Origin of the sequence: Candidatus Pelagibacter sp. (genome assembly GCF_052049775.1) — a bacterium.
In the GTDB taxonomy this organism is placed as follows: domain Bacteria; phylum Pseudomonadota; class Alphaproteobacteria; order Pelagibacterales; family Pelagibacteraceae; genus Pelagibacter.
Genome location: NZ_JBNGZH010000013.1, coordinates 1 through 25000 on the forward strand (window position 1 = coordinate 1; position 25000 = coordinate 25000).

At 31.1% G+C, this 25000-nt stretch carries 20 protein-coding genes, 2 tRNA genes, 2 rRNA genes and 1 other RNA gene (1 of these 25 cut by a window edge); 20 read left to right on the forward strand and 5 right to left on the reverse strand.

What is annotated here, in order from left to right; translation table 11 throughout:
• The first annotated feature begins 87 nt into the window (after window positions 1-87).
• Together ACTT83_RS02555 and ACTT83_RS02560 are read left to right on the forward strand one after the other, a co-directional pair.
• Complete coding sequence (locus tag ACTT83_RS02555) at window positions 88-1251, forward strand: aspartate aminotransferase family protein (protein WP_440918609.1); 1164 nt, start codon at window positions 88-90, stop codon at window positions 1249-1251.
• Window position 1252: 1 nt separating this feature from the next.
• On the forward strand, window positions 1253-2179 hold the full coding sequence (locus tag ACTT83_RS02560) for an ornithine carbamoyltransferase (protein ID WP_440918610.1): 927 nt from the start codon (window positions 1253-1255) through the stop codon (window positions 2177-2179).
• Here ACTT83_RS02560 and ACTT83_RS02565 read toward each other — a convergent pair.
• On the reverse strand, window positions 2171-2713 hold the full coding sequence (locus ACTT83_RS02565; RefSeq protein ID WP_440918611.1) for a c-type cytochrome: 543 nt from the start codon (window positions 2711-2713) through the stop codon (window positions 2171-2173). The two genes, ACTT83_RS02560 and ACTT83_RS02565, sit on opposite strands and share 9 nt — an antisense overlap.
• Before the next feature lie 107 nt (window positions 2714-2820).
• Here ACTT83_RS02565 and kdsB point away from each other — a divergent pair, with 107 nt between their 5' ends.
• The 6 genes from kdsB to recR all read left to right on the forward strand — a co-directional run bounded on the left by kdsB (window position 2821) and on the right by recR (window position 7123).
• Entirely contained in the window at window positions 2821-3555 is a 735-nt protein-coding gene (gene kdsB, locus ACTT83_RS02570; protein ID WP_440918612.1) for a 3-deoxy-manno-octulosonate cytidylyltransferase, read from the forward strand.
• Window positions 3555-4385, forward strand: a complete 831-nt coding sequence (locus ACTT83_RS02575; RefSeq protein ID WP_440918613.1) for a prephenate dehydratase domain-containing protein — start codon at window positions 3555-3557, stop codon at window positions 4383-4385. Before kdsB ends, ACTT83_RS02575 begins: the two co-directional genes overlap by 1 nt.
• 45 nt (window positions 4386-4430) lie before the next feature.
• Window positions 4431-4525, forward strand: an RNA gene (gene ffs / locus ACTT83_RS02580) — signal recognition particle sRNA small type.
• A gap of 1 nt (window position 4526) precedes the next feature.
• Window positions 4527-6197 (forward strand): DNA polymerase III subunit gamma/tau, encoded by a 1671-nt coding sequence (dnaX, locus tag ACTT83_RS02585; RefSeq protein WP_440918614.1) that lies wholly within the window; start codon window positions 4527-4529, stop codon window positions 6195-6197.
• The gene (locus ACTT83_RS02590; protein ID WP_440918615.1) at window positions 6198-6515 is read left to right on the forward strand and encodes a YbaB/EbfC family nucleoid-associated protein; all 318 of its coding nucleotides are present in this window, start codon (window positions 6198-6200) and stop codon (window positions 6513-6515) included. It begins immediately after the preceding gene.
• Window positions 6516-6517: 2 nt separating this feature from the next.
• On the forward strand, window positions 6518-7123 hold the full coding sequence (gene recR, locus ACTT83_RS02595; protein WP_440918616.1) for a recombination mediator RecR: 606 nt from the start codon (window positions 6518-6520) through the stop codon (window positions 7121-7123).
• Here the strand turns inward: recR and ACTT83_RS02600 are convergent.
• Window positions 7110-9269 carry a malate synthase G gene (locus ACTT83_RS02600; RefSeq protein WP_440918617.1) on the reverse strand — a complete coding sequence of 720 codons (2160 nt, stop codon included), beginning with the start codon at window positions 9267-9269 and terminating at the stop codon, window positions 7110-7112. The two genes, recR and ACTT83_RS02600, sit on opposite strands and share 14 nt — an antisense overlap.
• A gap of 93 nt (window positions 9270-9362) precedes the next feature.
• Here ACTT83_RS02600 and ACTT83_RS02605 point away from each other — a divergent pair, with 93 nt between their 5' ends.
• Window positions 9363-10460, forward strand: a complete 1098-nt coding sequence (locus ACTT83_RS02605) for an acetyl-CoA carboxylase carboxyltransferase subunit alpha (RefSeq protein WP_440918618.1) — start codon at window positions 9363-9365, stop codon at window positions 10458-10460.
• Here the strand turns inward: ACTT83_RS02605 and secA are convergent.
• On the reverse strand, window positions 10455-13001 hold the full coding sequence (secA, locus tag ACTT83_RS02610; protein ID WP_440918619.1) for a preprotein translocase subunit SecA: 2547 nt from the start codon (window positions 12999-13001) through the stop codon (window positions 10455-10457). The two genes, ACTT83_RS02605 and secA, sit on opposite strands and share 6 nt — an antisense overlap.
• A 65-nt stretch (window positions 13002-13066) precedes the next feature.
• Between secA and argJ the strand changes: the two genes are divergently transcribed.
• Both argJ and ACTT83_RS02620 read left to right on the forward strand, forming a co-directional pair.
• Window positions 13067-14368, forward strand: a complete 1302-nt coding sequence (gene argJ / locus ACTT83_RS02615) for a bifunctional glutamate N-acetyltransferase/amino-acid acetyltransferase ArgJ (RefSeq protein ID WP_440918620.1) — start codon at window positions 13067-13069, stop codon at window positions 14366-14368.
• 44 nt (window positions 14369-14412) lie between these two features.
• Window positions 14413-14841: a DUF1178 family protein gene (locus tag ACTT83_RS02620; RefSeq protein ID WP_440918621.1), complete on the forward strand. Its 429-nt coding sequence runs from the start codon at window positions 14413-14415 to the stop codon at window positions 14839-14841.
• On the opposite strand, the gene ubiG is transcribed toward ACTT83_RS02620, so the two are convergent.
• On the reverse strand, window positions 14838-15566 hold the full coding sequence (gene ubiG, locus ACTT83_RS02625; RefSeq protein WP_440918622.1) for a bifunctional 2-polyprenyl-6-hydroxyphenol methylase/3-demethylubiquinol 3-O-methyltransferase UbiG: 729 nt from the start codon (window positions 15564-15566) through the stop codon (window positions 14838-14840). The two genes, ACTT83_RS02620 and ubiG, sit on opposite strands and share 4 nt — an antisense overlap.
• A 63-nt stretch (window positions 15567-15629) precedes the next feature.
• Here ubiG and ACTT83_RS02630 point away from each other — a divergent pair, with 63 nt between their 5' ends.
• From ACTT83_RS02630 to ACTT83_RS02650, 5 genes are read left to right on the forward strand one after another with little or no spacing between them, the layout of a single operon-like run.
• Window positions 15630-16844 (forward strand): aspartate kinase, encoded by a 1215-nt coding sequence (locus ACTT83_RS02630; RefSeq protein ID WP_440918623.1) that lies wholly within the window; start codon window positions 15630-15632, stop codon window positions 16842-16844.
• A gap of 4 nt (window positions 16845-16848) precedes the next feature.
• Window positions 16849-17952, forward strand: coding sequence for a flavodoxin-dependent (E)-4-hydroxy-3-methylbut-2-enyl-diphosphate synthase (gene ispG, locus ACTT83_RS02635; protein ID WP_440918624.1), 1104 nt, complete (start codon window positions 16849-16851; stop codon window positions 17950-17952).
• Window positions 17949-19019: a peptide chain release factor 1 gene (prfA, locus tag ACTT83_RS02640; RefSeq protein ID WP_440918625.1), complete on the forward strand. Its 1071-nt coding sequence runs from the start codon at window positions 17949-17951 to the stop codon at window positions 19017-19019. Before ispG ends, prfA begins: the two co-directional genes overlap by 4 nt.
• Window positions 19020-19022: 3 nt before the next feature.
• Complete coding sequence (gene prmC / locus ACTT83_RS02645) at window positions 19023-19865, forward strand: peptide chain release factor N(5)-glutamine methyltransferase (RefSeq protein ID WP_440918626.1); 843 nt, start codon at window positions 19023-19025, stop codon at window positions 19863-19865.
• Between the two features lie 5 nt (window positions 19866-19870).
• Window positions 19871-20284, forward strand: coding sequence for a DUF4167 domain-containing protein (locus ACTT83_RS02650; RefSeq protein ID WP_440918627.1), 414 nt, complete (start codon window positions 19871-19873; stop codon window positions 20282-20284).
• On the opposite strand, the gene ACTT83_RS02655 is transcribed toward ACTT83_RS02650, so the two are convergent.
• Window positions 20281-21573: a M23 family metallopeptidase gene (locus tag ACTT83_RS02655; protein ID WP_440918628.1), complete on the reverse strand. Its 1293-nt coding sequence runs from the start codon at window positions 21571-21573 to the stop codon at window positions 20281-20283. The genes ACTT83_RS02650 and ACTT83_RS02655 overlap by 4 nt on opposite strands.
• Before the next feature lie 336 nt (window positions 21574-21909).
• Here ACTT83_RS02655 and ACTT83_RS02660 point away from each other — a divergent pair.
• The 4 genes from ACTT83_RS02660 to ACTT83_RS02675 form a co-directional block, all read left to right on the forward strand.
• Window positions 21910-23384: ribosomal RNA gene (locus ACTT83_RS02660) — 16S ribosomal RNA — on the forward strand.
• A 99-nt stretch (window positions 23385-23483) separates the two neighbouring features.
• Window positions 23484-23560, forward strand: a tRNA-Ile gene (locus tag ACTT83_RS02665).
• Window positions 23561-23572: 12 nt separating this feature from the next.
• Window positions 23573-23648: transfer RNA gene (locus ACTT83_RS02670), tRNA-Ala, on the forward strand.
• A gap of 128 nt (window positions 23649-23776) precedes the next feature.
• Window positions 23777-25000, forward strand: a 23S ribosomal RNA gene (locus ACTT83_RS02675) (it continues 1529 nt past the right edge of the window).
• The 16S and 23S rRNA genes sit together here with 2 tRNA genes alongside, the layout of an rRNA operon.

Sequence of the window (25000 nt, forward strand, 5' to 3'; positions counted from 1 at the left end):
ATTACTTAACAAGTAAAATAGAAATATTCAATCCTGACTTGTATATAATAATATTGTTTATACAAAATTTTAAAATAATAAAAATCTATGAGCTATTTGGCAAAAAATTATAATAGAAAAAAAATTTCATTTGTTAGAGGCAAAGGATCATATCTCTATACCGCGACTGGAACTAAATATTTAGATTTTGTACAAGGCATAGCGGTTAATTGTTTAGGTCATGCTAATCCAAAATTAATTGAAACTATAAATAAACAATCAAAGAAGCTTTGGCATGTATCCAATGCTTTTCAAATTCCCGAGGGAGAGAAATTAGCAAAAAAATTATGTCAAAAAACTTTTGCAGATTACGTAATTTTTCAAAATAGTGGTGCAGAAGCTACTGAGGCTGCTATTAAAATCGCGAGACGATATTTTTATTCAATAGGCAAACCAAACAAAACACGAATTTTGTGTGTAAAAAACTCGTTTCATGGAAGAACTTTAGCTACAATTTTTGCAAGCGGATCTAAGAAAATGACTGAAGGATTTGGACACGTAGGTGGTTTTGATCATTTTATTTTTGGAGACCATAAATCTTTAAAAAAAAAGATAACCAAAAATACAGCTGCAATTATGATAGAACCTATTATGGGCGAGGGTGGTATTAAAGTTGTACCAGATTGGTGTTTAAAAGAATTAAGAAAATTATGTAATAAGAAGAAAATATTACTTATTTTAGATGAGGTCCAATGTGGCATTTCGAGATCAGGCAGTTTTTTTGCCTTTGAAAAATCAAAATGTATTCCAGATATAGTGCCAATTGCAAAAGGTATTGGGGGTGGGTTTCCAATCGGAGCAGTTTTAATGAATAGAAAAGTTGCGGCAGGAATGACTCCAGGAACTCATGGATCCACTTTTGGAGGTAATCCTTTGGCAATGGCAGTTGGAAATACTGTAATGGATATAGTTTCAAATAAAAAGTTTTTGGAAAATATTAAAAGATTATCTAAATATTTTTTTTCAAATTTAAATATTATTCAGAAAAAGTATCCAAAAGTTATTAAAGATATTAGAGGGAGAGGTTATTTAATAGGAATTCAGCTTTACAAAGATCAATCAAAATTTATTCAAAAACTTATGGATGAAAAGTTATTGACTATTAGAGCAGCAGAAAATGTTATACGTGTTTTACCTCCGTTGAATGTCAAAAAAAATGAGTTAGATCAAGCTCTTAAGATTATCAATAAAGTTTGCGCAGAACTAAAATAAAATGAAACACTTTATTAATCTAAAAGATATTCCAGCGAAAGATCTTAGAAGAATTTTGATTGATGCAAAAAAAAGAAAAAAAGCAAGAAAGAAGCTTAACAATCTTGACCATGATAAAGGTATGCCTTTAAAAGGAAAACTATTGATACAAATGTTTGAAAAATCGAGTTTAAGAACTCGCTTGTCCTTTTTCTTAGCTATCTCCCAACTCTCTGGTCGGACTTTAACGCTCAGACCAGATGAGCTGCATTTAACTAAAGGAGGTGAAAGTATTGAAGATACTGCTAAGATATTATCAAGTTTTGGTGATGCTTTCATGTTAAGAACTGATAATGATGAAAAGTTGGAGGAATTTAAAAAACATTTAACTATTCCAATTATTAATGGATTAAGCCCATCTTCTCACCCGACACAAATCTTGTCAGATGTATTTACTGTCGAGGAAATTAAAAAAAAACCAATATCCAAATTAAATATTACTTGGATTGGAGATTCAAATAATGTTCTGAATTCTTTGATTGCTGCTTCAGTTAAATTTTCTTTTAAATTAAAAGTTGGTTGTCCAAAAAAATATCAACCTAGTAAGAACATAATGAATTATATCAAAAAAAATAAAAATAAAATTACGATTTATAATGATCCAAAAAGAGCAGTTGATGGTGCCGATGTAATTTTTTCTGACAAAGTAATATCAATGAACGATAAAGTTGATAAAAGAAAAAAATTAAAGGATTTCAAAAATTTTAAGATTAATAAAAATCTTCTCAAAAAATGTCCAAGAGCTATATTTTTGCATTGTCTTCCAAGAGGAAGCGAAGTTGATGAAAATGTTTTTAAAAGTAAACAATCAAAAGTTTGGGTACAGGCTTTAAATAGAGTTCACGTACAAAAATCAATACTTCTTTATTGTCTTGGAAAATTAAGGTAAGGGAAGTGGGTTATCAGAATTTTGGTTCAGGTATAAAATAACTGAGGCTCTATCTTTCTCTTTTTTCAATCCAGCGAAAGCCATTTTAGTTCCCTTAATCCATTTTGCTGGTCTTATTAGGTAACCATTTAATTCTTCAAAGGTCCAATTCTTTCCATATTCTGTAAGTGCTTTAGAATATTTATAATTGGAGACAACACCAACTTGTCTGTTCACTACATTGTAAAGTGCAGGACCAATATTATTTTTCCCACCTTTGACAATCGAGTGACATGCAGCACATTTTTTAAAAACTTTTTCTCCATGAGCAAGATCTGCCATCGCCATTAAGGCTGCAATATCAACTTTTTCTTTTACTGTATCTGATTTAGTTTCTGTGCTAGCCGTTACTGCTTGTTCCACCTCTACGACATAACCTGGAGTTTTAGGTTTTTCTACGTAAAAAATAGCATCGGAAAGTTTTCCAATGCCAATAATGATTAGAGCAACCAATAAAACAGCAGCGATTATCTTGTTTAGTTCAAATGAATCCATTTAATTAAAATATTTTGAACATATAACACTATAAATTTAAAATTGCTCATATATTTTGATGTACAATTTTGCCTCTGTTTATATTGTGCTCATAGTTAAAAAAAATAATGAAAACTTTGGTAATAATTCCCTCTAGATTGTCTGCCGAGAGATTGCCGGGTAAGCCCTTGATGAAAATCAAAGGATTGTCAATCATTTCGCATGTTTTTAAAAAAGCAGAGGAAGCAAATATTGGAGAGGTAATAGTTGCGGCAGAGGACCAAGAGATAGTCGACGATGTTAAACAAAATGGTGGACAAGCAATTTTAACAAAAAATGAGCATAAAACAGGAACAGATAGGATTTATGAGGCGTTTCAAAAAATCAATTCCGTGGATATTGATTTAGTAATGAATCTTCAAGGTGATGAACCTTTAATGAATATAGATGATATTAGAAACTTAAATAAAAAGATGATTGAAAGTTCTTCAAACTTAGGAACTTTAGCTTCTACAATTCAGGATAAAGTTCAATTAGAAAATCCAAATGTAGTAAAGGTTTTGACCAAAGAAAATCTAAATCAAACAAATTTTCCGGAGGCATTAAATTTTAAGAGAAATATTACTGAAGAAAAAGAGAACATTTATCATCATCTGGGTATATATTCATATAATAAAGAAACTCTTGAGAAATTTGTTTCTTTAAAACAATCTACTAGTGAGATTAAAAATAAACTTGAGCAACTTAGGGCGTTAGATAATAACATAAAAATTAATGTTGCTTTTGCGAAGTTTGCCCCTATAGGTGTAGACACAATAGAGGATTTAGAGGCTGTTAAAAAAATCATGGAAAACAAATCTTAATGAAAAAAATTTATTTTCAAGGTACATTTGGAGCCTACTCACATCTTGCAGCATTATCAATTTTTAAAGATGCTGAAATTATTCCATGTAAAACTTTTGATGAATGTTTTTTGAAAGCCTCAAATGATGATAATTCAAAAATTATTATTCCAGAGTCAAATAGAATTACAGGCAATATCGGAATTGAATATTTAATCTTTAAATATAGACTTAATATCTATTCTGAATATTTTCAGAAAATAGAACATAATTTATTAGGTTTACCGGGCGCAAAAATTTCAGACATAAAGGATGTTTATTCTCATGGACAAGCACTTTCTCAATGTTCTAAATTCATAAAATCAAATAGCCTAATTGAGCATGTGAGGGCTGATACAGCTGGCTCTGCAGAAATGGTTTCAAAAACAAAAGATAAGACAAAAGCTGCAATAGCCTCGTCTTTGAGTGCTAAAACATATAATTTAGAAATAATTAAAAAAAATATTGAAAATGAAAAAGGCAATCTAACAAGATTCTTAATTATGGGAAAAAATATATCTCAACCAGAATTTGGAAATAAAAAATATATTACATCTTTTTTATTTAAGCTTAAAAGTAAACCTGCAGCTTTGTACCAATCTTTAGGTGGTTTCGCTATTAATGGTGTGAATTTAACAAAATTGCAAAGTTATCCAGAAAAAAATACGTTCGACTCTTTCTTTTTTTTGTGTGATCTTGATGGTCATATTGAGGATATAAAAGTTCAGAAATCCTTAGAGGAATTAGGATTACATTGCCAAGATTTTCACGTCTTAGGTGTTTTTGAGGCAGACAAAATAAGAGAAAAATAAAAATAATCTTTTCTTGTAGACTAGAAATTATACCTGCTATAATAGTTTTGGGGGCTAGGGCGTTTGCTTCATGAAACCGGTCAGGGAAGAAATTCAGCAGCCGAACTAAAAGTGGAACGGGTCTAGTCTCCTCATTTAATTATGAATAAAAATTCTAAAGTATTAGCTCTTAAGTACAGACCACAAAATTTTTTTGAATTGATAGGACAAGAAGTTATTGCTGAAACTATCATAAATTCAATTAGAGCAAACAAAGTGCCTAATGCATATCTTTTCACTGGTATTCGTGGTGTTGGTAAAACAACGATCGCTAGAATTGTAGCTAAATCTCTTAATTGTACAAATGGTATAGATAAAATATGTAAAGATGATTTATGCGATAACTGTGAGGCAATTACTAATTCCAGTCACATTGATGTCCTAGAGATGGATGCCGCTAGTAAAACAGGTGTCGATGATGTAAGGGACCTCATTGAATTCTCAAGATATGGTCCAAGCACATCAAAGTATAAAATATTTATAATTGATGAAGTGCACATGCTTAGTAAGCAGGCATTTAACGCTTTATTAAAAACTTTAGAAGAACCTCCTCAATATGAGAATGGTGGTGGTTTAAAATTTATTTTTGCTACTACAGAAATTAAAAAAATTCCAATTACTGTGGTTTCCAGATGTCAGAGATTTGACTTATCAAGAGTTAAATCAGGTGAATTGTTTGAATTTATAAAAAAAATTAAAGACAAAGAGAAGGGAAAAATATCAGATGATGCCTTGAGACTGATTGTAAAAATTTCTGAGGGGTCTGTTAGAGATGCATTATCTTTACTCGATAGAGCCTTATTAAGTTTGGATAAAGATAAAGAACTAGATTTAAATTCTGCTCAAAAAATTTTTGGATATTTTGATAAATCACAATTGATTGATTTATTTGAATTAATCTTAAGGGGAGAAGAAAAAAAAGCCGTAGAAATTTACAGAAAAATTTATGAGCAAGGGGTTGAGCCAAACGTATTTATAAATGATTTTTTAGAGCTGGTTTATTACTTTAAAAATATTAACTCATTAAATATGGAGAGTACGAATTTTACTTTGAATGATGAGGAGTTTTCAAAAATAAAAAGAATTACTAATGAAGTTAGCGATGAAACATTAATATTATTTTGGCAGTTTACTTTAAAAACGCTTGGGGAGTTAGAAATTGTTAACAATCAAAATTTATCAATTGAAATGTTTCTTATTAGATTAATATATTTAAAGTCCACAGCAAATAAAGAACACTCAACTTTGAATAAGAATAAAATTGATCAATTTAAAAAGCAAGATGATAAACACATCATAGTGAACGAAAAAAAGAATGAAACAATTAGTCAGGTTAAAAATATTTCACAAGAGCAAGAGGTAAAAATAGAAAATAATAATGGAATTAAAGCAGATGAAAAGTTAAATGTAAATTCATTCGACCAACTTTTAAAAATTTGTAATGAAAAAAAAGAAATTAAACTTAAGTATGAACTAGAAAAAAATGTAAATTTAGTTCATTTTGAAAACAATCGTATTGAAATATCTTTTAATGATAATCTAGATAAAAATTTTATTAAAGATTTATCTTTAAAACTCTTTGAATGGACTGGAGACAGATGGATTATCACATTAAGTAAATCAAAAGGTGAGTTATCAATAAAAGACAAGCAAAAAAATAAAATAATTAAAAATATCAATTCTGCTAAACAATCTAAATTATATAAAAATTTAATAGAAAAATTTCCTGATGCAGATTTAATCGACGTTAATCCAAAAGAAGAAAATGATTAGATGACAGATTTTTCTAAAATATTAGATAAGGCTAAAGAACTTGAGGCAAAAATGAGAGAAAGTCAGGAAAATATAAAAAAGATTAGAGTAGAAGGCATATCGGGAGCTAATTCAGTAAAAGTTATTTTGGATGGAGAGGGCATAATGCAAAAAATAGAAATCTCAGATGAAACATTAAAAGAAAATAAATCTGTTCTAGAGGATTTAATTACCGCTGCTCACAATAATGCAAAATCAAAATTGAGAGAAAAAACTAACGAAGAAATTTCTAAAACTGCTGGAGGATTTGGAGTCCCTGGCTTTAAGTGGCCACTATAAATATGCAAAATGTAAATGAGATAGATGAACTAATAAAAATAATATCAAAACTCCCTGGTCTTGGACCTAAATCTGCAAAGAGAATTGTTTTAAAATTAATCAATAATAAAGATGAACTTGTAAAACCTATGGCCAACATATTAGTTCAAATTTATAAAAATGTAACAAGATGTAATTCATGTGGATCTTTAAAATCTAATCTTCAAGACTGCGTTAATTGTGTAAATCCAAAAGGGAATTTCAAAAAGATTTGTGTAGTTGAGGATATTGCTGATCAGTGGTCGATAGAAAATTCAAATATATTTCAAGGATATTTTCATATTTTAGGGGGAACAATTTCGTCTTCAACACAAAGAAAAGAGGATTTATTAATTAATTCATTGGTTGAAAGAGTAAAAAGAGAAAATATTGAAGAAGTAATTTTAGCAACCAGTGCTACTGTTGAAGGACAAACAACAGCATTTTATATTCAAGAGAGTCTAAAAAAAACAAAAGCTAAAATTACGAGATTAGCACAAGGGTTACCTGTTGGTGGTGAAATAGAAGCTCTTGATGATGGAACATTATTCTCTGCTTTTAAAAACAGATCTGAAATCAATTCAAGCTAGTTTTTTTTTCTATTCTGTTTAAATGCAGAAGAGGCTCTGTATAACCTGATGGTTGATCTTTTCCTTTAAATATCAAGTCGCAAGCTGTTTTAAATGCTAAAGAATTTTCAAAATTATCTGACATTCTTATATAGTTCCTATCGTTCTCATTTTGTTTATCCACAACTTTTGCCATGGCTTTCATGATTTCCATAACTTGAATTTTTGTTGTAACCCCGTGATGTATCCAATTAGCAATATGTTGCGATGATATCCTCAATGTAGCTCTATCTTCCATAAGTCCAATATTATTTATATCAGGGACTTTTGAACAACCCACTCCTTGATCAATCCATCTGACAACATAACCTAGCAGTGTTTGTGCCGAGTTAGTAATTTCCTTATTGATTTCATCTACTGACCAATTAGGTCTATCAGCCACAGGAATAGTCAATAGATCATCTAATTTAGATTGTCCACGCTTCATAATCTTTTTTTGTTCATCAAAAATGTTTATTTGATGATAGTGAAGGGCATGTAATGATGCTGCAGTTGGTGAAGGAACCCAGGCACAATTTGCACCAGCTTTTAAATGACTAATTTTTTCATTTAACATTTCCTTCATTTTATCTGGCATTGCCCACATACCTTTACCTATTTGGGCCTTACCTGAAAAACCACATTTAAGACCAATATCAACATTATTATTTTCATAAGCAGAAATCCATTTGGATGATTTCATATCCCCCTTTTTAATCATTGGACCAGCCTCCATGGAGGTATGCATCTCATCACCAGTTCTATCTAAAAATCCAGTATTAATAAAAAAAACTCTATTTTTCAAAGTTCTTATGCACTCCTTTAAATTTGCAGAAGTTCTTCTTTCTTCATCCATAATACCTATTTTGCAAGTATACTTTGGTAAGCCAAGTAATTTCTCAACTTTTGAAAAAATTAAGTCGGTAAATGCTGTTTCATCTGGTCCATGCATTTTTGGTTTTACAATGTAGATTGATCCAGTTCTTGAATTTTTCTTTTTTTTAAAATCGTGTAATGCAGCCGTGGTTGTTATAAAAGCATCCATTATTCCCTCTGGTACTTCGCTACCATCATTTAAAATTATTGATGAATTGGTCATTAAGTGGCCTACATTTCTTATTAATAGCAAACTTCTTCCATGCAATTTAAGACCTTTTCCTTCTTTAGAAATGTAGCTTCTATCAGGATTAAGTTTTCTCTCTAATTTTTTTCCATTTTTTTCGAATTGTACTTTTAGATCCCCCCTCATTAGACCCAGCCAGTTTCTGTAACATGCTACTTTGTCTTCAGCATCAACTGCAGCAACACTATCTTCATTGTCACAAATTGTAGAAACCGCAGACTCTGCAATCACATCACTTATTCCGGCTATATCATGAGCAGCGCTAAATGCTTTTGGATTGATAATAATTTCAAAATGCAGATTATTATTTTTTAAGATTATTGCTGTTGGCTTATTTACATCACCTCTGTGACCTACAAATTTATTTTCATCTTTAAGTTTATACTCTTTATCTTCTTTAGAAATTATAAGATTTTTATCTTTTATTTTAAGTGCAGATATATTTTTCCAACTAGTCCCGTCAATTGGAATATATTTATCAAAAAATTCTCTGACATATTTTATTACTTCTTGTCCTCTATTTGGGTCGTATCTTTCACTCCCCCCTTCTTCTGACTCAATAATGTTTGTACCATACAAACTATCATATAAACTTACCCATCTAGCATTAGCTGCATTGAGAGTGTATCTAGCATTCATTATTGGAACGACTAGTTGTGGTCCGGCAATTTTAGCAATTTCATCATCTACATTACTGGTCTCTATTTTGAAATCTGGTCCTTCCTCCTTTAAATAACCGATTTCTTTTAAAAACTTTTTATATTGCTCAATTTCGACTCTATTACCTTTGTTATTTATATGCCAATCATCTATTTTTTTTTGTAAATTCTCTCTAATTTGGATTAGCTCTTTATTATGAGTTGTTAAATCATGTACAGCATTATCAAAACCTTCCCAAAATTTTTCAGAAGATATATCTAAATCTTTTAGTAACTCCTTATTTACAAATGACAGCAATTCTTCTGAAATTTTGAGATTGTTCACATTTTGATAATTTTTAAACATAAATAATTTCTAAAACCCCCATAAAACTAAGTCAAATAATTAATAGTAGCATTGACATTTTGTTGTCAATTTCCATAGTTAATATCATAGAATATGAAAAATTATCTAAACTTTGAAAGTGATATAAAGAATTTAGAGGATGAATTAGATAAACTTAAAGATCCATATAATCAAAGCGGACTCTCAGAAGTAGATACACAAAAAATTTCTCAGATACAAAACGAGCTAGATGAAAAATTAAAAATGGTATATGCAAACTTAGATCCTTGGCAAACTACAATGGTAGCTAGACATGAGGATAGGCCGAAGTCAAAGTTCTTTATAGATAATTTGTTTCAAGATTTCATCCCGTTATCAGGAGATCGTTTTTATGGCGAGGATCTTGCAGTACTATGTGGATTTGCAAAGTTTAACGGTTTATCAGTTTTAGTTATTGGACAGGAAAAAGGAGAGGATTTAGACACAAGAATCAAAAGAAATTTTGGCATGATGAGGCCAGAAGGTTACAGAAAGACTATTCGGTTAATGCAGCTGGCTGATAAATTTAATATACCAATCGTATCATTTATTGATACTCCGGGTGCTTATCCTGGTGTTGGTGCTGAGGAAAGAGGTCAGGCAGAAGCCATCGCAAAGTCAATAGAATGTTGTATGAAATTAAAAGTTCCAACGATTGCAATTGTTATTGGGGAAGGTGGCTCGGGGGGTGCAATTGCTCTTGCATCATCTAATAAAGTTTTAATGTTAGAAAATGCAATTTATTCAGTTATATCTCCTGAGGGATGTGCAACAATTTTATGGCGAGATCCAAAAAAAATGCTTGATGCAGCTAAAGCGATGAAGCTTTCAGCTAAAGATTTACTAGAACTTGAAATAATAGATGAAATTATACCAGAGCCATCTGGAGGTGCGCATAGAGACAAAGATTTGATACTAGAAAATGTTAGAAATGCTTTAAATAAAAATTTAGAAAATTTCAAACAAATGTCCCCAGAGGAAATATTTGATGGCAGAAAAAATAAATTTTTAAAAATAGGTAGAAGTAAAGGATTTATGAGTAATTTAAATGAATTAAGTTCGCTAAATTTAGAAAAAAGTAATTTTAATCACTTTTTAAAATCCAAAAAAATATTTGCTGCGGGTGTTGGACTTACAATTTTTATTATAGGATTGATTCTTTACTTCTTATAAAGCTCCACAGCATCGCTTATATTTCTTACCAGAACCACACGGGCAAGGATCGTTTCTACTTATTTTTTTATCAAATGCTTTTTTATAATTCTCTTTTTTTTCATCATTATCAGCATTTTTAGTTTGTGATTGAACTAAAGTTAGATTCATTAATATTGTTGTAAAATCTAGCTTCAATCTATTTAACAAACTTTCAAACAAGTGAAATGCTTCTTTTTTATATTCCACTAAAGGATCTCTTTGACCGTAAGATCTTAACCCGATAACTTGTCTAAGTTGTTCTAAATACTGAATGTGGGATTTCCAATTTATATCAATAGTTTGTAAAAAAATTCTTTTTTCTATATCTTGTGATTGATCTTTACCTAACAATTTTATTCTTTCCTCCCTGGTATCTTGAAATTTCTTATTTAATGAGTCCCTTAAGTCTTTATCACTACAATTTGTAAGTTCCTCTAGGTATGAATATATAAAATTCTTTCCTAAAATTGATTTAAGTTTATTTTCAAAATCAGTGCTTTTAGGATTGGACTTTTTCTTTATTTTAAGTCTAATCAATTCATCAATTATTTCGTTTAAAAAACTATTAGAATAATCAAAAATTGTGTCACTATTCATTGCATCTTCTCTTTGACTAAAGATTACATTTCTTTGGTCATTTAAAACGTTATCGAATTTAATTAATGTTTTTCTTATGTCAAAATTTCTAGCCTCTACCTTTTGCTGGGCTCTCTCTAAAGCTTTATTTATCCAAGGATGATCAATACTTTCTCCATCTTTAAGACCAAGTTTTTGTAATATATTATTCATTGAGTCTGATCCAAAAATTCTCATTAAATCATCTTCAAGACTTACATAAAAAATTGAATTTCCTTCATCACCTTGACGTCCCGATCTACCTCTTGCTTGATTGTCAACTCTTCGAGACTCCATTCTTTCAGTTCCAATTACAAATAATCCACCTAGTGATTTAATTTTTTCTTTATTCAACTTTAATTCTTCATCTGGAATTGAGCCTTTCTTTCCACCTAGCTGAATGTCTACTCCTCTACCAGAAATACTGGTAGTTATAATTACAGAATTTTCTTTGCCAGCGTTTGCGATTATTTCAGCTTCATTTTCATGATTTTTAGCATTAAGCACTTCGTGTTTAATACTCTCTTTGTTTAATAGATTTGAATATATTTCAGACTTATTAATACTAGAGGTAAAAACCAATAAAGGTTGACCTTTTTGATGGCACTCTTTTATCTTTCTAATTATAGCATCATTTTTTTCAGTCTCTGTTCTAAATATTTGGTCATTAAAATCATTTCTTATCATTTTTTTATTTGTTGGGATGACAACTACTGGAAGATTATATATTTCATAAAATTCTTGAGATTCTGTTACTGCAGTTCCAGTACAACCAGAAATCTTATCATATAATTTAAAATAATTTTGATAAGTAATTGAAGCTAAAGTTTGATTTTCAACTTTTATGGGAATTCTTTCTTTTGCTTCCAAGGCTTGATGAAGTCCATCACCAAATCTTCTTCCTTCAAGAATTCTACCGGTTAATTCATCTATAATTTTCAACTCATCATCTTTAATGATGTAATCTTTACCTTTTTGAAATAAATGATTTGCTCGTAAAGCTTGATTTACATGGTGAACCAAACTCAAGTTTTCAGGATCATAAAAGTTATCATTTTTTAAAATTCCTGCATTTGAAAAAATTTTTTCAATATTGTTTATTCCATCATTGGTTAGAAGTACATTTTTGTCCTTTTCATCAACCTCGTAGTCTTTTTCATTTAAAAATTTGATTAATTTATCTATAGCCAAATATTGAGTTGTTCTATCTTCTGCTGCTCCAGAAATAATTAGTGGTGTTCTGGCCTCATCAATTAGACAGGAGTCTATTTCGTCAACTATAGCAAAAAAGTGTTTTCGTTGTACCATTTCATTTTTTGAAAATTTCATATTATCTCGTAAATAATCGAAACCTAATTCACTATTAGTTGCATAAGTAATGTCACAATTATAATTTTGCTTCCTTTGAGAGTCGTCTTGATCATTGTTTATGTAACCAGATGTTAATCCTAAAAAGTTATAAATCTCGCCCATTTCTTGAGAGTCTCTTTTAGCAAGGTAATCATTTACAGTTACGATATGTACTCCTTTTTCATGAAGAGCATTAAGATATGCAGCAAGAGTAATAGTAAGCGTTTTTCCCTCACCAGTTTTCATTTCAGCAATTTTAGACTCTTGCAGGACTATTCCGCCTACTAATTGTACATCGAAATGTCTTTCTCCTCTTTTTCTTTTTGAGGCTTCCCTGACTAATGCAAAAGCCTCAGGCAATATCTGCTCAATTTTTTCTCCTTTTTTAATTTTTTCTTTAAATTCGATAGTTTTTTTTGGAAAGTCCTCATCTTTTAAATTTTTGATTTTTTCTTCTAACGAATTAATTTTGCTTACAATTTTAGCAATTCTATCAAGTTCTCTTTGATTATTGGATCTAATTAGTTTTGAGAAAAAGTTAAGTGGATTTAGCATCAGTTTTTGATTTATTATTTACTTATAACCATTTATATAATCATTAAATAATTATTTTAAATAGAATGGGTATTAATTTAACAAATTTTCTATCATCTAAATCAAAAAGCAAGAGATTAAACGAATTTCAAGATCTTGATCATATTGATGGTGTAGCGATTTCTACGATTAGTGCTGACTTATATAATAGTTCTCGAGATGATTTAGTCATGTTCTATTTTAGAGATGGAGTTAACTATGCGTCTGTTTATACCCAATCTAAAATTATTTCTGAAAATATAAAATGGAATTTAAATCAAAAAGCTAAAAAAATTTTTTCATTAATAGTGAACACAAGAAATGCTAATTGTTTTACTGGAAAACAAGGTTATAAAAGTCTTGAAAAAATTGCAGAAATTATCTCTCAAAAATTAACACAAAAACAGAAAGAGGATGAAGATCAACCAAAAAAAATTTATTCAAAGGAAATAATTTTTGGATGCACGGGAACTATTGGTGAGATTTTTCCAGAGGAAAAAATAATCAATAAAATTCCTGAACTAATTGAGAAAATAAAATATACACAAAATAAGTATATCTGGATGAAGTCCGCATTAGGGATAATGACTACCGACACTCAACCAAAAATGGCGATGGAAGAATGTTCAATTGGTGGAAGTGATATAAAGATATTTGGAGTTGCAAAAGGCTCAGGCATGGTTCAACCTGATATGGCTACAACCTTAGCATATATTTTTACTGATGCAGATTTACCAAATGATGTGCTTAAAAAACTTTTAAAGAAAAATATTTCTAATACTTTTAACGCTATCAGCTGTGATAGTGATACTAGCACTAATGATATGGTTTCAATTTTTTCGACAGGTAAATCAAAACATCCTAAAATTAAAAATGCTAATGATGAAAAAATTAAAAACTTTGATTTAGCTTTAAATAAGGTTTTATTAAATTTAGCTAAAAGAGTTGTAGCTGATGGTGAAGGTGCCTCAAAATTTATAACTGTTAATATTCAGGGGTGCAAAAATGAAGATGATGCAAAAAAAATAGCTTTCTCAATTGCAAATTCACCTTTAGTAAAAACAGCTATCTCAGGCGAAGATGCTAACTGGGGAAGAGTGGTAATGGCAATAGGAAAAGCAGGTGTACAAATTAAACATGAAAAATTGTCTATTAAATTTGGTGAGATAAGTGTTGTTTCTAATGGAAAGCTGAATTCTAATTATAATGAGGATGAAGTATCGGAATATATGAAAAGTGATAGCATTGTTATTAATGTTGATATTTCCTGCGGTTCCAAAGGTTTCAAAGTTTACACGATGGATTTGACAAAAAAATACATTGAGATTAATGGAGATTATCGAAGTTAGATTTATTCTATTGAAATTTATAGAACTATTACTAAATAATTATTATGATCAAATATAAGTTGATTTGCAAAAATTGTGATTTTTCATTTGATAGCTGGTTTGCTTCATCTAAAGAATATGAAAAACTCGAAAGTAAAAATTTTTTAAATTGTCATAAATGTAATTCTCAAAATGTTGAAAAAACTTTAATGGCTCCTCAATTAATAAATAGAAATAGTATCGATAATATTGAAAAAAAGAACACGAAATTAAATGAGATAAAAAACAAGATCAAAGAGTATCAAAAATTTATCAAAAGTAATTTTGATTATGTGGGTGAAAATTTTGCTTACGAAGCAAGATCATTACACTATAATAATGAAAATAAGAAAAAAGGTATTTATGGCACAGCTACAAAAAATGAAATTCAAGAACTTAAGGAAGAAGGAGTTGAAGCTGAAATGATACCATGGATTGAAGATAAGAGTAATTAAACTTTATTAAATTTTCCAATATAATTAATGGATTTATCTGAGCTTATCGACCATTTGTCTGTAATAATATTAAACTTCATTCCGTCTAGATTTTGTATTTGAAGATTATATTTTTTAGAAATTTTAATTAAGTCATTTGGATCTATAAATTTATCCCATTCGTGAGTCCCAATTGGTAGCCATCTTAAAATATACTCTGCACCTATAATTGCAAATAGATAAGATTTTAAAGTTTTGTTTATTGTTGCAACAAACATTATACCCTCTTTTTTTAATAGTGATGAACATGATTTCAAAAAAATATCAACGTCTTCAACATGTTCAATAATTTCCATATTCAAAATTACATCAAATTTTCTATCTATCTTTAAATTTTCTGGTGAGGCAGTTAGATAATTAATTTTTAAATTATTTTTTTTCGCATGAAGTTTTGCAACTTGTATATTTTTTTCTGATGCATCTATGCCAGTTACTTCTGCTCCTAATCTGCTCATAGGTTCTGATAGTAAACCACCACCACACCCAATATCTAATAATCTAATTTTTTGTAATGGCTTATCTGAATTTTCAAGCTTAAAACTATTGATTATTTTTTCCTTTATATATGAAATTCTAATAGGGTTAAATTTATGTAATGGTTTAAATTTACCAGTAGGATCCCACCATTCTTCTGCAATTCTAGAAAATTTCTCTATTTCTTTTTTATTTATTGTGCTAGTTTTCATTACAAGATTAACAATATATTGAAGATGTATTTAATCAATAAATTTTAATTAAAAATATTTATCATGGAAATTGTAGTATTAAAATTTGGTGGAACATCAGTTGGTACAATTGAAAAAATTAAAAAAGTTACTGATATTATCATTGAACATAAAAAGAAAAAAAACAAAGTAATAGTTGTTTCTTCAGCTATGAGTGGTGTGACAAATGATTTGATTAAAAAATCAAAACAGATTAGTAACAATTTCATTGATTCCGAATATGATGTTTTAGTATCATCAGGTGAGCAGGTCGCATGCTCCTTAATAGCCGGAAGATTAAACCACAAAGGTTTCAAATCAAGATCTTGGCTAGGGTGGCAAATACCGATTTTCACTGATGGTCCTTACACAAACTCAAGAATTCAACAAGTGAATAAAATTAAACTATTAAGATTTCTTAAAGAAGGAGGGATTCCTATTATTACCGGCTTTCAAGGGGTAAATATGAACGAGAGAGTAACTACGATAGGTAGAGGAGGTTCAGATGCAAGTGCAATTATGATAGCAAAATCCTTTAAAGCACAAAGATGTATTATTTATACAGATGTGGAAGGTGTATACACCACAGATCCAAATAAATTAAAAAATGCAAAAAAAATTAAAGTAATTTCTTATGAGGAAATGTTAGAAATGGCATCTTTGGGCGCTAAAGTTATGCAGCCTGTTTCAATTCAAGATGCAAGATTAAATAGAATTAATATTGAAGTAAAATCTTCATTTATAAAAAAACCTGGAACATTAATTACAAAAAGAACAAATTTAAATAATAATAGAATTATTACAGGAATTTCTTCAACACATAATGATGCAAAAGTTACTTTAGTTGGTGTAAAAGATAGACCAGGCGTGGCAGCATCAATTTTTAAACCACTATCAATCAATTCTATAAACGTTGATATGGTAGTACAAAATATTTCACCGAATGGAAAAGAAACTGATTTAACTTTTACGATTAAAGCCGAAGACCTCAACAAAACAAAAAAGATAATCCAAGATAACAAAAGTATAAAATTTAAAAAAATGTTGTTCCAAAAAGGAGTTTCTAAAATATCAATAATTGGTGTTGGGATGATAACAACTCCTGGTGTTACTTTTAGAATGTTTCAAGCTCTAGCAAATAAAAAAATTAATATCCAAGTTATATCAACATCTGAAATTAAAATTTCTGTTTTGATTAATAAAAAAGATGCTAAAAAAGCCTTAGCTACATTGCATAAAGAATTTAAACTACAAGAATAAAAAGATGAGCCTCAGACCTTTTAGGGATATTAAAAGACGAAAGACCAAAACTATCAATGTTGGTAATGTTAAAGTTGGAGGTGAAAATCCTATAACTATACAATCAATGACCAATACTTTAACATCAGATGTTAAAAGTACAATTAAACAAATTCAAGAAATACAATCTGAAGGAGCTGACATTGTAAGAGTTTCTTGCCCTGATGAGTCATCATCTAAAGCACTTAAAGAAATTACACAACACGTTGATATTCCAATAGTCGCTGACATACATTTCCATTACAAAAGAGCAATTGAAGCTGCAGAAAATGGAGCAAGTTGTTTAAGAATAAATCCCGGAAATATTGGAGATAAAAAAAAAATTATTGAAGTAATTAAATCTGCTAAAGATAATAATTGTTCAATCAGAGTAGGCGTTAATGCTGGTTCATTGGAAAAAGATATATTAGAAAGATTTAAAGAACCTTGTCCAGAGGCACTTGTAGAAAGTGCAATAAGAAATGTCAAAATTTTAGAAGATATGGATTTCTCAAATTTAAAAGTAAGTGTAAAATCGTCAGATGTTTTTTTATCTGTAGAAGCATATCGTCAGCTTTCCAAGAAAATAGATTATCCACTTCACTTAGGAATTACTGAAGCTGGTAGTTTTATATCCGGGAGTATTAAATCTTCAATTGGTTTAGGAATTCTCCTTAAAGAGGGTATTGGAGATACTATTAGAGTATCTCTCTCTGATGATCCAGTTAAAGAAGTTACAATTGGTAATGAGATATTAAAATCACTTAATCTTAGAAATAGAGGAGTAAAGATAATTTCTTGTCCGTCTTGTGCAAGACAGGGTTTTCAAGTAATTGATACAGTGAGGATTTTAGAGGAAAAATTATCACATATAAAAACTCCAATAACTCTCTCAATTATTGGATGTGTCGTAAATGGGCCAGGTGAAGCTGCGATGACAGATGTTGGAATTACAGGGGGCCAAAAAGGAAGCAATATGCTTTACCTATCTGGGGTTCAAATCGAAAAAGTTATGACAAATGATATCATAACTAAAGTGATCCACGAGGTTGAAAAGAAAGCGTCTGAATTAGAAAATAAGGAAAAATGATACCAGAAAAAACTATTGAAGAGCTTATTATTCGACATTCTTCATTAGAAAAAGATTTAGCTTCAGGAAAAATAGATAAAAAACTCTTTGCAGAAAAATCCAAAGAATACTCTGATTTAAATGAAATTGTCGAAAGTGCAAAAAAATATTCATCATATAAAAATGATAAAACCGAACTGGAAAAAATTCTAAATGATAAGAACTCTGATGAAGAATTAATTAAGATGGCTCAAGTTGAATTAACTGATTTAAATTCACAATTTAATAAAAATGAAAAAAAATTGAAATTATTTTTATTACCAAAAGATGAAGCTGATAAAAAAAATGCAATAATAGAAATAAGAGCTGGGACGGGTGGCCTAGAGGCAAGTTTATTTGCAAGTGATCTATTCAAAATGTATGAAAAAGTTTGTCACAAAAAAAAATGGTCATTAGAATTAATATCTATTTCTAGAAGTGATGCCGGTGGATTAAAAGAAGTTATTGCTTCTATAAAAGGTAATAATATTTATTCTACCTTAAAATATGAAAGCGGTGTACATAGAGTTCAAAGAGTTCCAGATACTGAAACTCAAGGTAGAGTACACACCTCAGCTGCCACAGTTGCTGTATTACCTGAAGCTGAAGAAGTTGATTTAAAGATCAATGAGGCTGATCTTAGAATTGACGTTTTTAGGGCTGGTGGTCCAGGTGGTCAATCTGTGAATACAACTGATAGTGCAGTAAGAATAACACATATTCCTACTGGTCTAAGTGTTTCACAACAAGATGAAAAATCTCAACATAAAAATAAAGCAAAAGGAATGAAAATACTTAGAGCGAGATTGTATGAGTTAGAGAGATCAAGAATTGATGAGGAGAGATCAGCAGATAGAAAAAGTAAAATTGGTACTGGAGATAGATCAGAAAGAATTAGAACTTATAATTTTCCTCAAGGAAGAGTAACAGATCATAGAATAAATTTGACATTACATAAATTAGAGGAATTTTTAGAGGGAGAAGCTTTTGATGAAATAATAGAATCTTTATCTTTGAAGGCACAAGAAGAAAGTTTAAGTAAACTATAATTTATGAATATTCAGACTGCTCTAAAAAAAGGACAATCAATTTTAAAAGGTAATAATATTTCATCTGCACAATTAGATAGTGAAATATTAATGTCAAAAGTTCTAGGTAAAGACAAAAAATTTTTAATTTTAAATTTAAATCAACTTATAACAAAAAAAAATTTTGATTATTTTAATTTTTTAATTCAAGAAAGAGCAAAGAATAAGCCGATAGCTTATTTAACAAAAAAAAAAGACTTCTGGAAATATGAATTTATAATTAATGAAAATGTATTAATACCTAGACCAGATACCGAAGTCTTAGTTGAACAAGTTTTAAAATTAACTAAAAATAAAAACCAATTAAAAATTTTAGATATAGGTATTGGGTCAGGATGCATTTTAATGTCAATTTTAAAAGAGAAAAAAGATTATTTAGGAACTGGTATAGACATAAGTAATAAATCATTAAAAATTAGCCAGATAAATAGTCATAAATTAGGAGTTAAAAACAGGTTAAAATTATACAAATCAAACATTGACAATTTCAATTATGGCAAATATGATTTAGTGGTATCAAATCCTCCATATATTAGAAAAAATTTTTTAAAATATTTGGATAAAGATATAAGTTTTGAGCCAAGACATGCGTTAGAAGGTGGCTTGGATGGATTATCAGAAATCAGAAAAGTAATTGATAAATCATCTGAACTGGTAAAAAAAAATGGCTATTTATTTTTAGAGATAGGTTTTGATCAAACAATTAAGATAAAGAAGATATTAAAGAACAAGGGTTTTTATATTAAAAAAGTTGTTAAAGATTTATCAAATCATGATCGCTGCATAATAAGTGTAAAATTTAGATAAACAATATGGTTACATTTAGAAATAATAACGGACGAAGAAGTAATTTTAGAAGAAATGATAGAAATTTTAAGTCTAGTGGTGAAAGAAATAAATTTAATAACAATTTTTCAAATTCTGAAAATTTTCAAAGAAAAGCTCCAGGTAGAAACAATCACAATGCGCCTAAACTAATTGAGAAATATAACAATTTAGCACGAGAAGCTTTATCGAGTGGTGATAAGATTTTATCAGAAAATTATTTTCAGCATGCAGACCACTTTACGAGAATTTTAAACGAAAAAGAAGTTCAGAAAAAGTTTAATTCTAAAAATAAAGTCCAACAAGAAATACATAATTTAGAGGAAAATAAAGAAAAAAATGTTGACGTAATATCTGAAAAAGATGACAACTTAAAAGATCAGCATTCAGAAATTAATTAGTTTAGACCAATAATTTTTTCTGATTTTAAAACATCTAATTTTATTCTTTTTGTCTCAAAAACTTTTCTCTCAGCTCCTCTTAAAACTTTACCAGAGGGCAGTTTAAGAGTTTGAGAATTAATTCTTTTTCCATTCACAATAACTTCATAATGAAGATGTGGTCCAGTTGATTTTCCAGTAGAACCAACGTATCCAATTGTTTGTCCTTGCTTTACTCTTGTTCCTTTTCTAATACCTTTGGCAAATTTTGACATATGTGCATAAACTGTTTGATAAGTAGAATTATGTTTAATCACTACGCAATTACCACCTCCTCCACACCAGCCAGCTTTTTTTATTACCCCATTCCCTGAGGCCATGATAGGTGTCCCCATAGGTGCAGCAAAGTCAGTTCCTCTATGCATTTTATTAAATCCATCTATAGGATGTTTTCTCATACCAAAAGATGATGAGAGTCTTGCACCATTAATTGGAGTTTTCATTAGAGCTTTTTGAACACTTTTTCCACTTTTATCATAGTGCCCCTCATTTTTTTTTGAGTCAAAGTAATATAAAGAGTTATCTTCCCCACTTAACTTAAGATTTGCATAAAGTATATTTCCAGTTTCAATTACATTTTTTTTATCATCTAAAAATATTTCATACATAATTTGAAAACTATCTTTTTTTCTAATGTCTCTTTGAAAATCAACTTGAAAACCATAAATCCTTGCAAATTCAATTATGATATTTACAGGAATTTTTTGATTTTTTGCTGATTTATATAAGCTTTCTAAAATGATACTTTCGTCATATACAACTTTTTTATTTAACTTAGTGACAACAATTTTTTGATCAAATTTACCAGTCTCTATTTCTCTAGTAAGATAAATCTTCTCTGTATTTGAAACCTGAAATATAAATTCCTTAATTTGGGAGTTTGTTTGATCTATTGTGAATTGTAATCTTTGATTTAAATTTAATTTATCCAGATTGATTTTATTTTTTAATTTTTTTTTAATTTCTGCTATTTCTGATTTTTCAACTGAATATTCTTCCAATATTTTATCAAAAGTTTCACCTACATTAACTTTATGTTCAATTTTCTTAAATCTTGGCTCCAGGTTGTCTAAAATCTGAGAGAATGATTTTTTAAAGTAAACATTATCTAATAAGTTTGAGTAATTTTTGAATATATTTTTTTTGTTATAATTGTAATAAGATGTGAATGTTACTGTTATTATTATTAATAACCCAAGTGCAAATATCTCTAGGTTTTTTTTTAACCTTACTTTTATTTTTTTAAGCATCTAAATTTATTGAAGCTTTTATTAGTTGTTTAGCTTTTTAGAAATATCAAAAAAAACCCTTTAAAATAAGGGGTTTTTATGGTTTTTTTTCCTCTTAAAAGCTTGATTTCCTTTAATTTTAGCCTATAAGCATCGAACTTCTCTATAAAATTATTGTATTACAATAAAATAAGTGAGGTTTATTGGGCCTTTTTTAGCTCAATTAGTTATTTAAAAAGTAAAAATTTAAGAAGAGAAGTGTGGACGGTTAAGGTTACCAAAATTTGTCGTACACACTTCAACATTATATAAATTTTATTCTTAGAATTTATATAGAAGCTAGTGTGCGCCGTTTTTAAACTTGAGAGTTTGATCATGGCTCAGAACGTACGCTGGCGGCACGCCTAACACATGCAAGTCGAACGAAGTAGCAATACTTAGTGGCAGACGGGTGAGTAACATGTGGGTATCTGCCCTTTGGCCTGGAATAACACGAGGAAACTTGTGCTAATACCGGATAAGTCTTTACAGAGAAAGCTTTATGCACCATTGGATGAGCCCGCACTTGATTAGTTTGTTGGTGGGGTAATGGCCTACCAAGACTTTGATCAATAGCTGATTTGAGAGGATGATCAGCCACATTGGGACTGAGACACGGCCCAAACTCCTACGGGAGGCAGCAGTGGGGAATCTTGCACAATGGAGGAAACTCTGATGCAGCGATGCCGCGTGAGTGAAGAAGGCCCTTGGGTTGTAAAGCTCTTTCGTCGGGGAAGAAAATGACTGTACCCGAATAAGAAGGTCCGGCTAACTTCGTGCCAGCAGCCGCGGTAATACGAAGGGACCTAGCGTAGTTCGGAATTACTGGGCTTAAAGAGTTCGTAGGTGGTTGAAAAAGTTGGTGGTGAAATCCCAGAGCTTAACTCTGGAACTGCCATCAAAACTTTTCAGCTAGAGTTTGATAGAGGAAAGCAGAATTTCTAGTGTAGAGGTGAAATTCGTAGATATTAGAAAGAATACCAATTGCGAAGGCAGCTTTCTGGATCATTACTGACACTGAGGAACGAAAGCATGGGTAGCGAAGAGGATTAGATACCCTCGTAGTCCATGCCGTAAACGATGTGTGTTAGACGTTGGAAATTTATTTTCAGTGTCGCAGCGAAAGCGATAAACACACCGCCTGGGGAGTACGACCGCAAGGTTAAAACTCAAATGAATTGACGGGGACCCGCACAAGTAGTGGAGCATGTGGTTTAATTCGAAGATACGCGCAGAACCTTACCAACACTTGACATGTTCGTCGCGACTTTAAGAGATTAAAGTTTTCGGTTCGGCCGGACGAAACACAGGTGCTGCATGGCTGTCGTCAGCTCGTGTCGTGAGATGTTGGGTTAAGTCCCGCAACGAGCGCAACCCTCACTTTTAGTTGCCATCATTAAGTTGGGCACTCTGAAAGAACTGCCAGTGATAAGCTGGAGGAAGGTGGGGATGACGTCAAGTCCTCATGGCCCTTACGTGTTGGGCTACACACGTGCTACAATGGTATCTACAACAGGAAGCGAAACAGCGATGTTAAGCAAATCCTTAAAAGATACCTCAGTTCGGATTGCACTCTGCAACTCGAGTGCATGAAGCTGGAATTACTAGTAATCGTGGATCAGCGTGCCACGGTGAATGCGTTCCCGGGTCTTGTACACACCGCCCGTCACACCATGGGAGTTGGTTCTACCTTAAGGCAAGGTTTAATACCCTTGACCACGGTATAGTCAGCGACTGGGGTGAAGTCGTAACAAGGTAGCCGTAGGGGAACCTGCGGCTGGATTACCTCCTTTCTAAGGATGAATAAAAGTAAATTTTTATTCTAAATAATATACATAGGTTAATGTTGACCGTCCTCATTTCTCTTCTTAATTAGTGTTTCTCTTGCATGGGGGCCGGTAGCTCAGTTGGTTAGAGCACACCCTTGATAAGGGTGGGGTCGAAAGTTCGAGTCTTTCTCGGCCCACCAATTTAAGATTAAGGGGGATTAGCTCAGCTGGGAGAGCGCCTGATTTGCATTCAGGAGGTCAGCGGTTCGATCCCGCTATCCTCCACCAAACACTTAGTTATAAAAAATTGTGAATATAATTATTAATATCAATATCTATATCCGAACATTAGAAATGTTATTAGCTAATGTTCAAAATAAAAATTTGATTCAACACAGAATTTTTTTCTGTGCATAAATCAAGCGTTTAAGGGCGTGTGGCGGATGCCTTGGCACTGAAAGCCGAAGAAGGACGTGATATACTGCGATAAGTTTCGGGGAGCTGTATGTAAGTTTTGATCCGAAAATTTCCGAATGGGGAAACCCACCACTTTATGTGGTACTTTAAATTGAATACATAAGTTTAAAGAGATAACCTGGAGAACTGAAACATCTAAGTAACCAGAGGAAAAGAAATCAATTGAGATTCCGTTAGTAGTGGCGAGCGAAACCGGATTAGGCCAGCAGTTTTAATAAAAAAATTTGAATAGTTTGGAAAAGCTAACCATAGAGGGTGATAGTCCCGTAAAAGTAATGTTTATTAAAATTCATGAGTAAAGCGGGACACGTGAAATCCTGCTCGAATATAGGGGGACCACCCTCTAAGCCTAAATACTCTTCAGTGACCGATAGTGAACTAGTACCGTGAGGGAAAGGTGAAAAGAACCCCTATTAGGGGAGTGAAATAGAACCTGAAACCGCATGCCTACAATCAGTCGAAGCTCTTTTTAGAGTGACGGCGTACCTTTTGTATAATGGGTCAGTGACTTAATTTATTTAGCAAGCTTAAGCCATCTAGGTGTAGGCGCAGCGAAAGCAAGTCTTAATAGGGCGAATAGTTAAATGAATTAGACCCGAAAACGAATGAGCTTACCATGAGCAGGTTGAAAGCAAGGTAACACTTGCCGGAGGACCGAACCAGTTGACGTTGAAAAGTCTTTGGATGACTTGTGGTAAGGGGTGAAAGGCCAACCAAATTCGTAGATAGCTGGTTTTCCGCGAAAACTATTTAGGTAGTGCGTTGAGTAAATAGATGTTTAGAGGTAGAGCACTAAATGGGCTAGGGGGAAGAGATTCTTACCAAACCTAATAAAACTCCGAATGCTAAACATTGTTCCTCAGCAGACAGACTGTGGGTGCTAAGGTCCATGGTCGAGAGGGAAAGAGCCCAGACCACCAGATAAGGTCCCAAAATTATGATTAAGTGTGAAAGGATGTGGAAATTCCTTAACAGCCGGGAGGTTGGCTTAGAAGCAGCCATCCTTTAAAGATAGCGTAACAGCTCACCGGTCTAATAGAGTTTCTGCGCCGAAGATGTAACGGGGCTAAAATCATATACCGAATCTGTGGATTTATAATTTTTTCGAAAATTATAACTGGTAGCGGAACGTTCTGTAAGCCTGTGAAGGGATACCTGTGAAG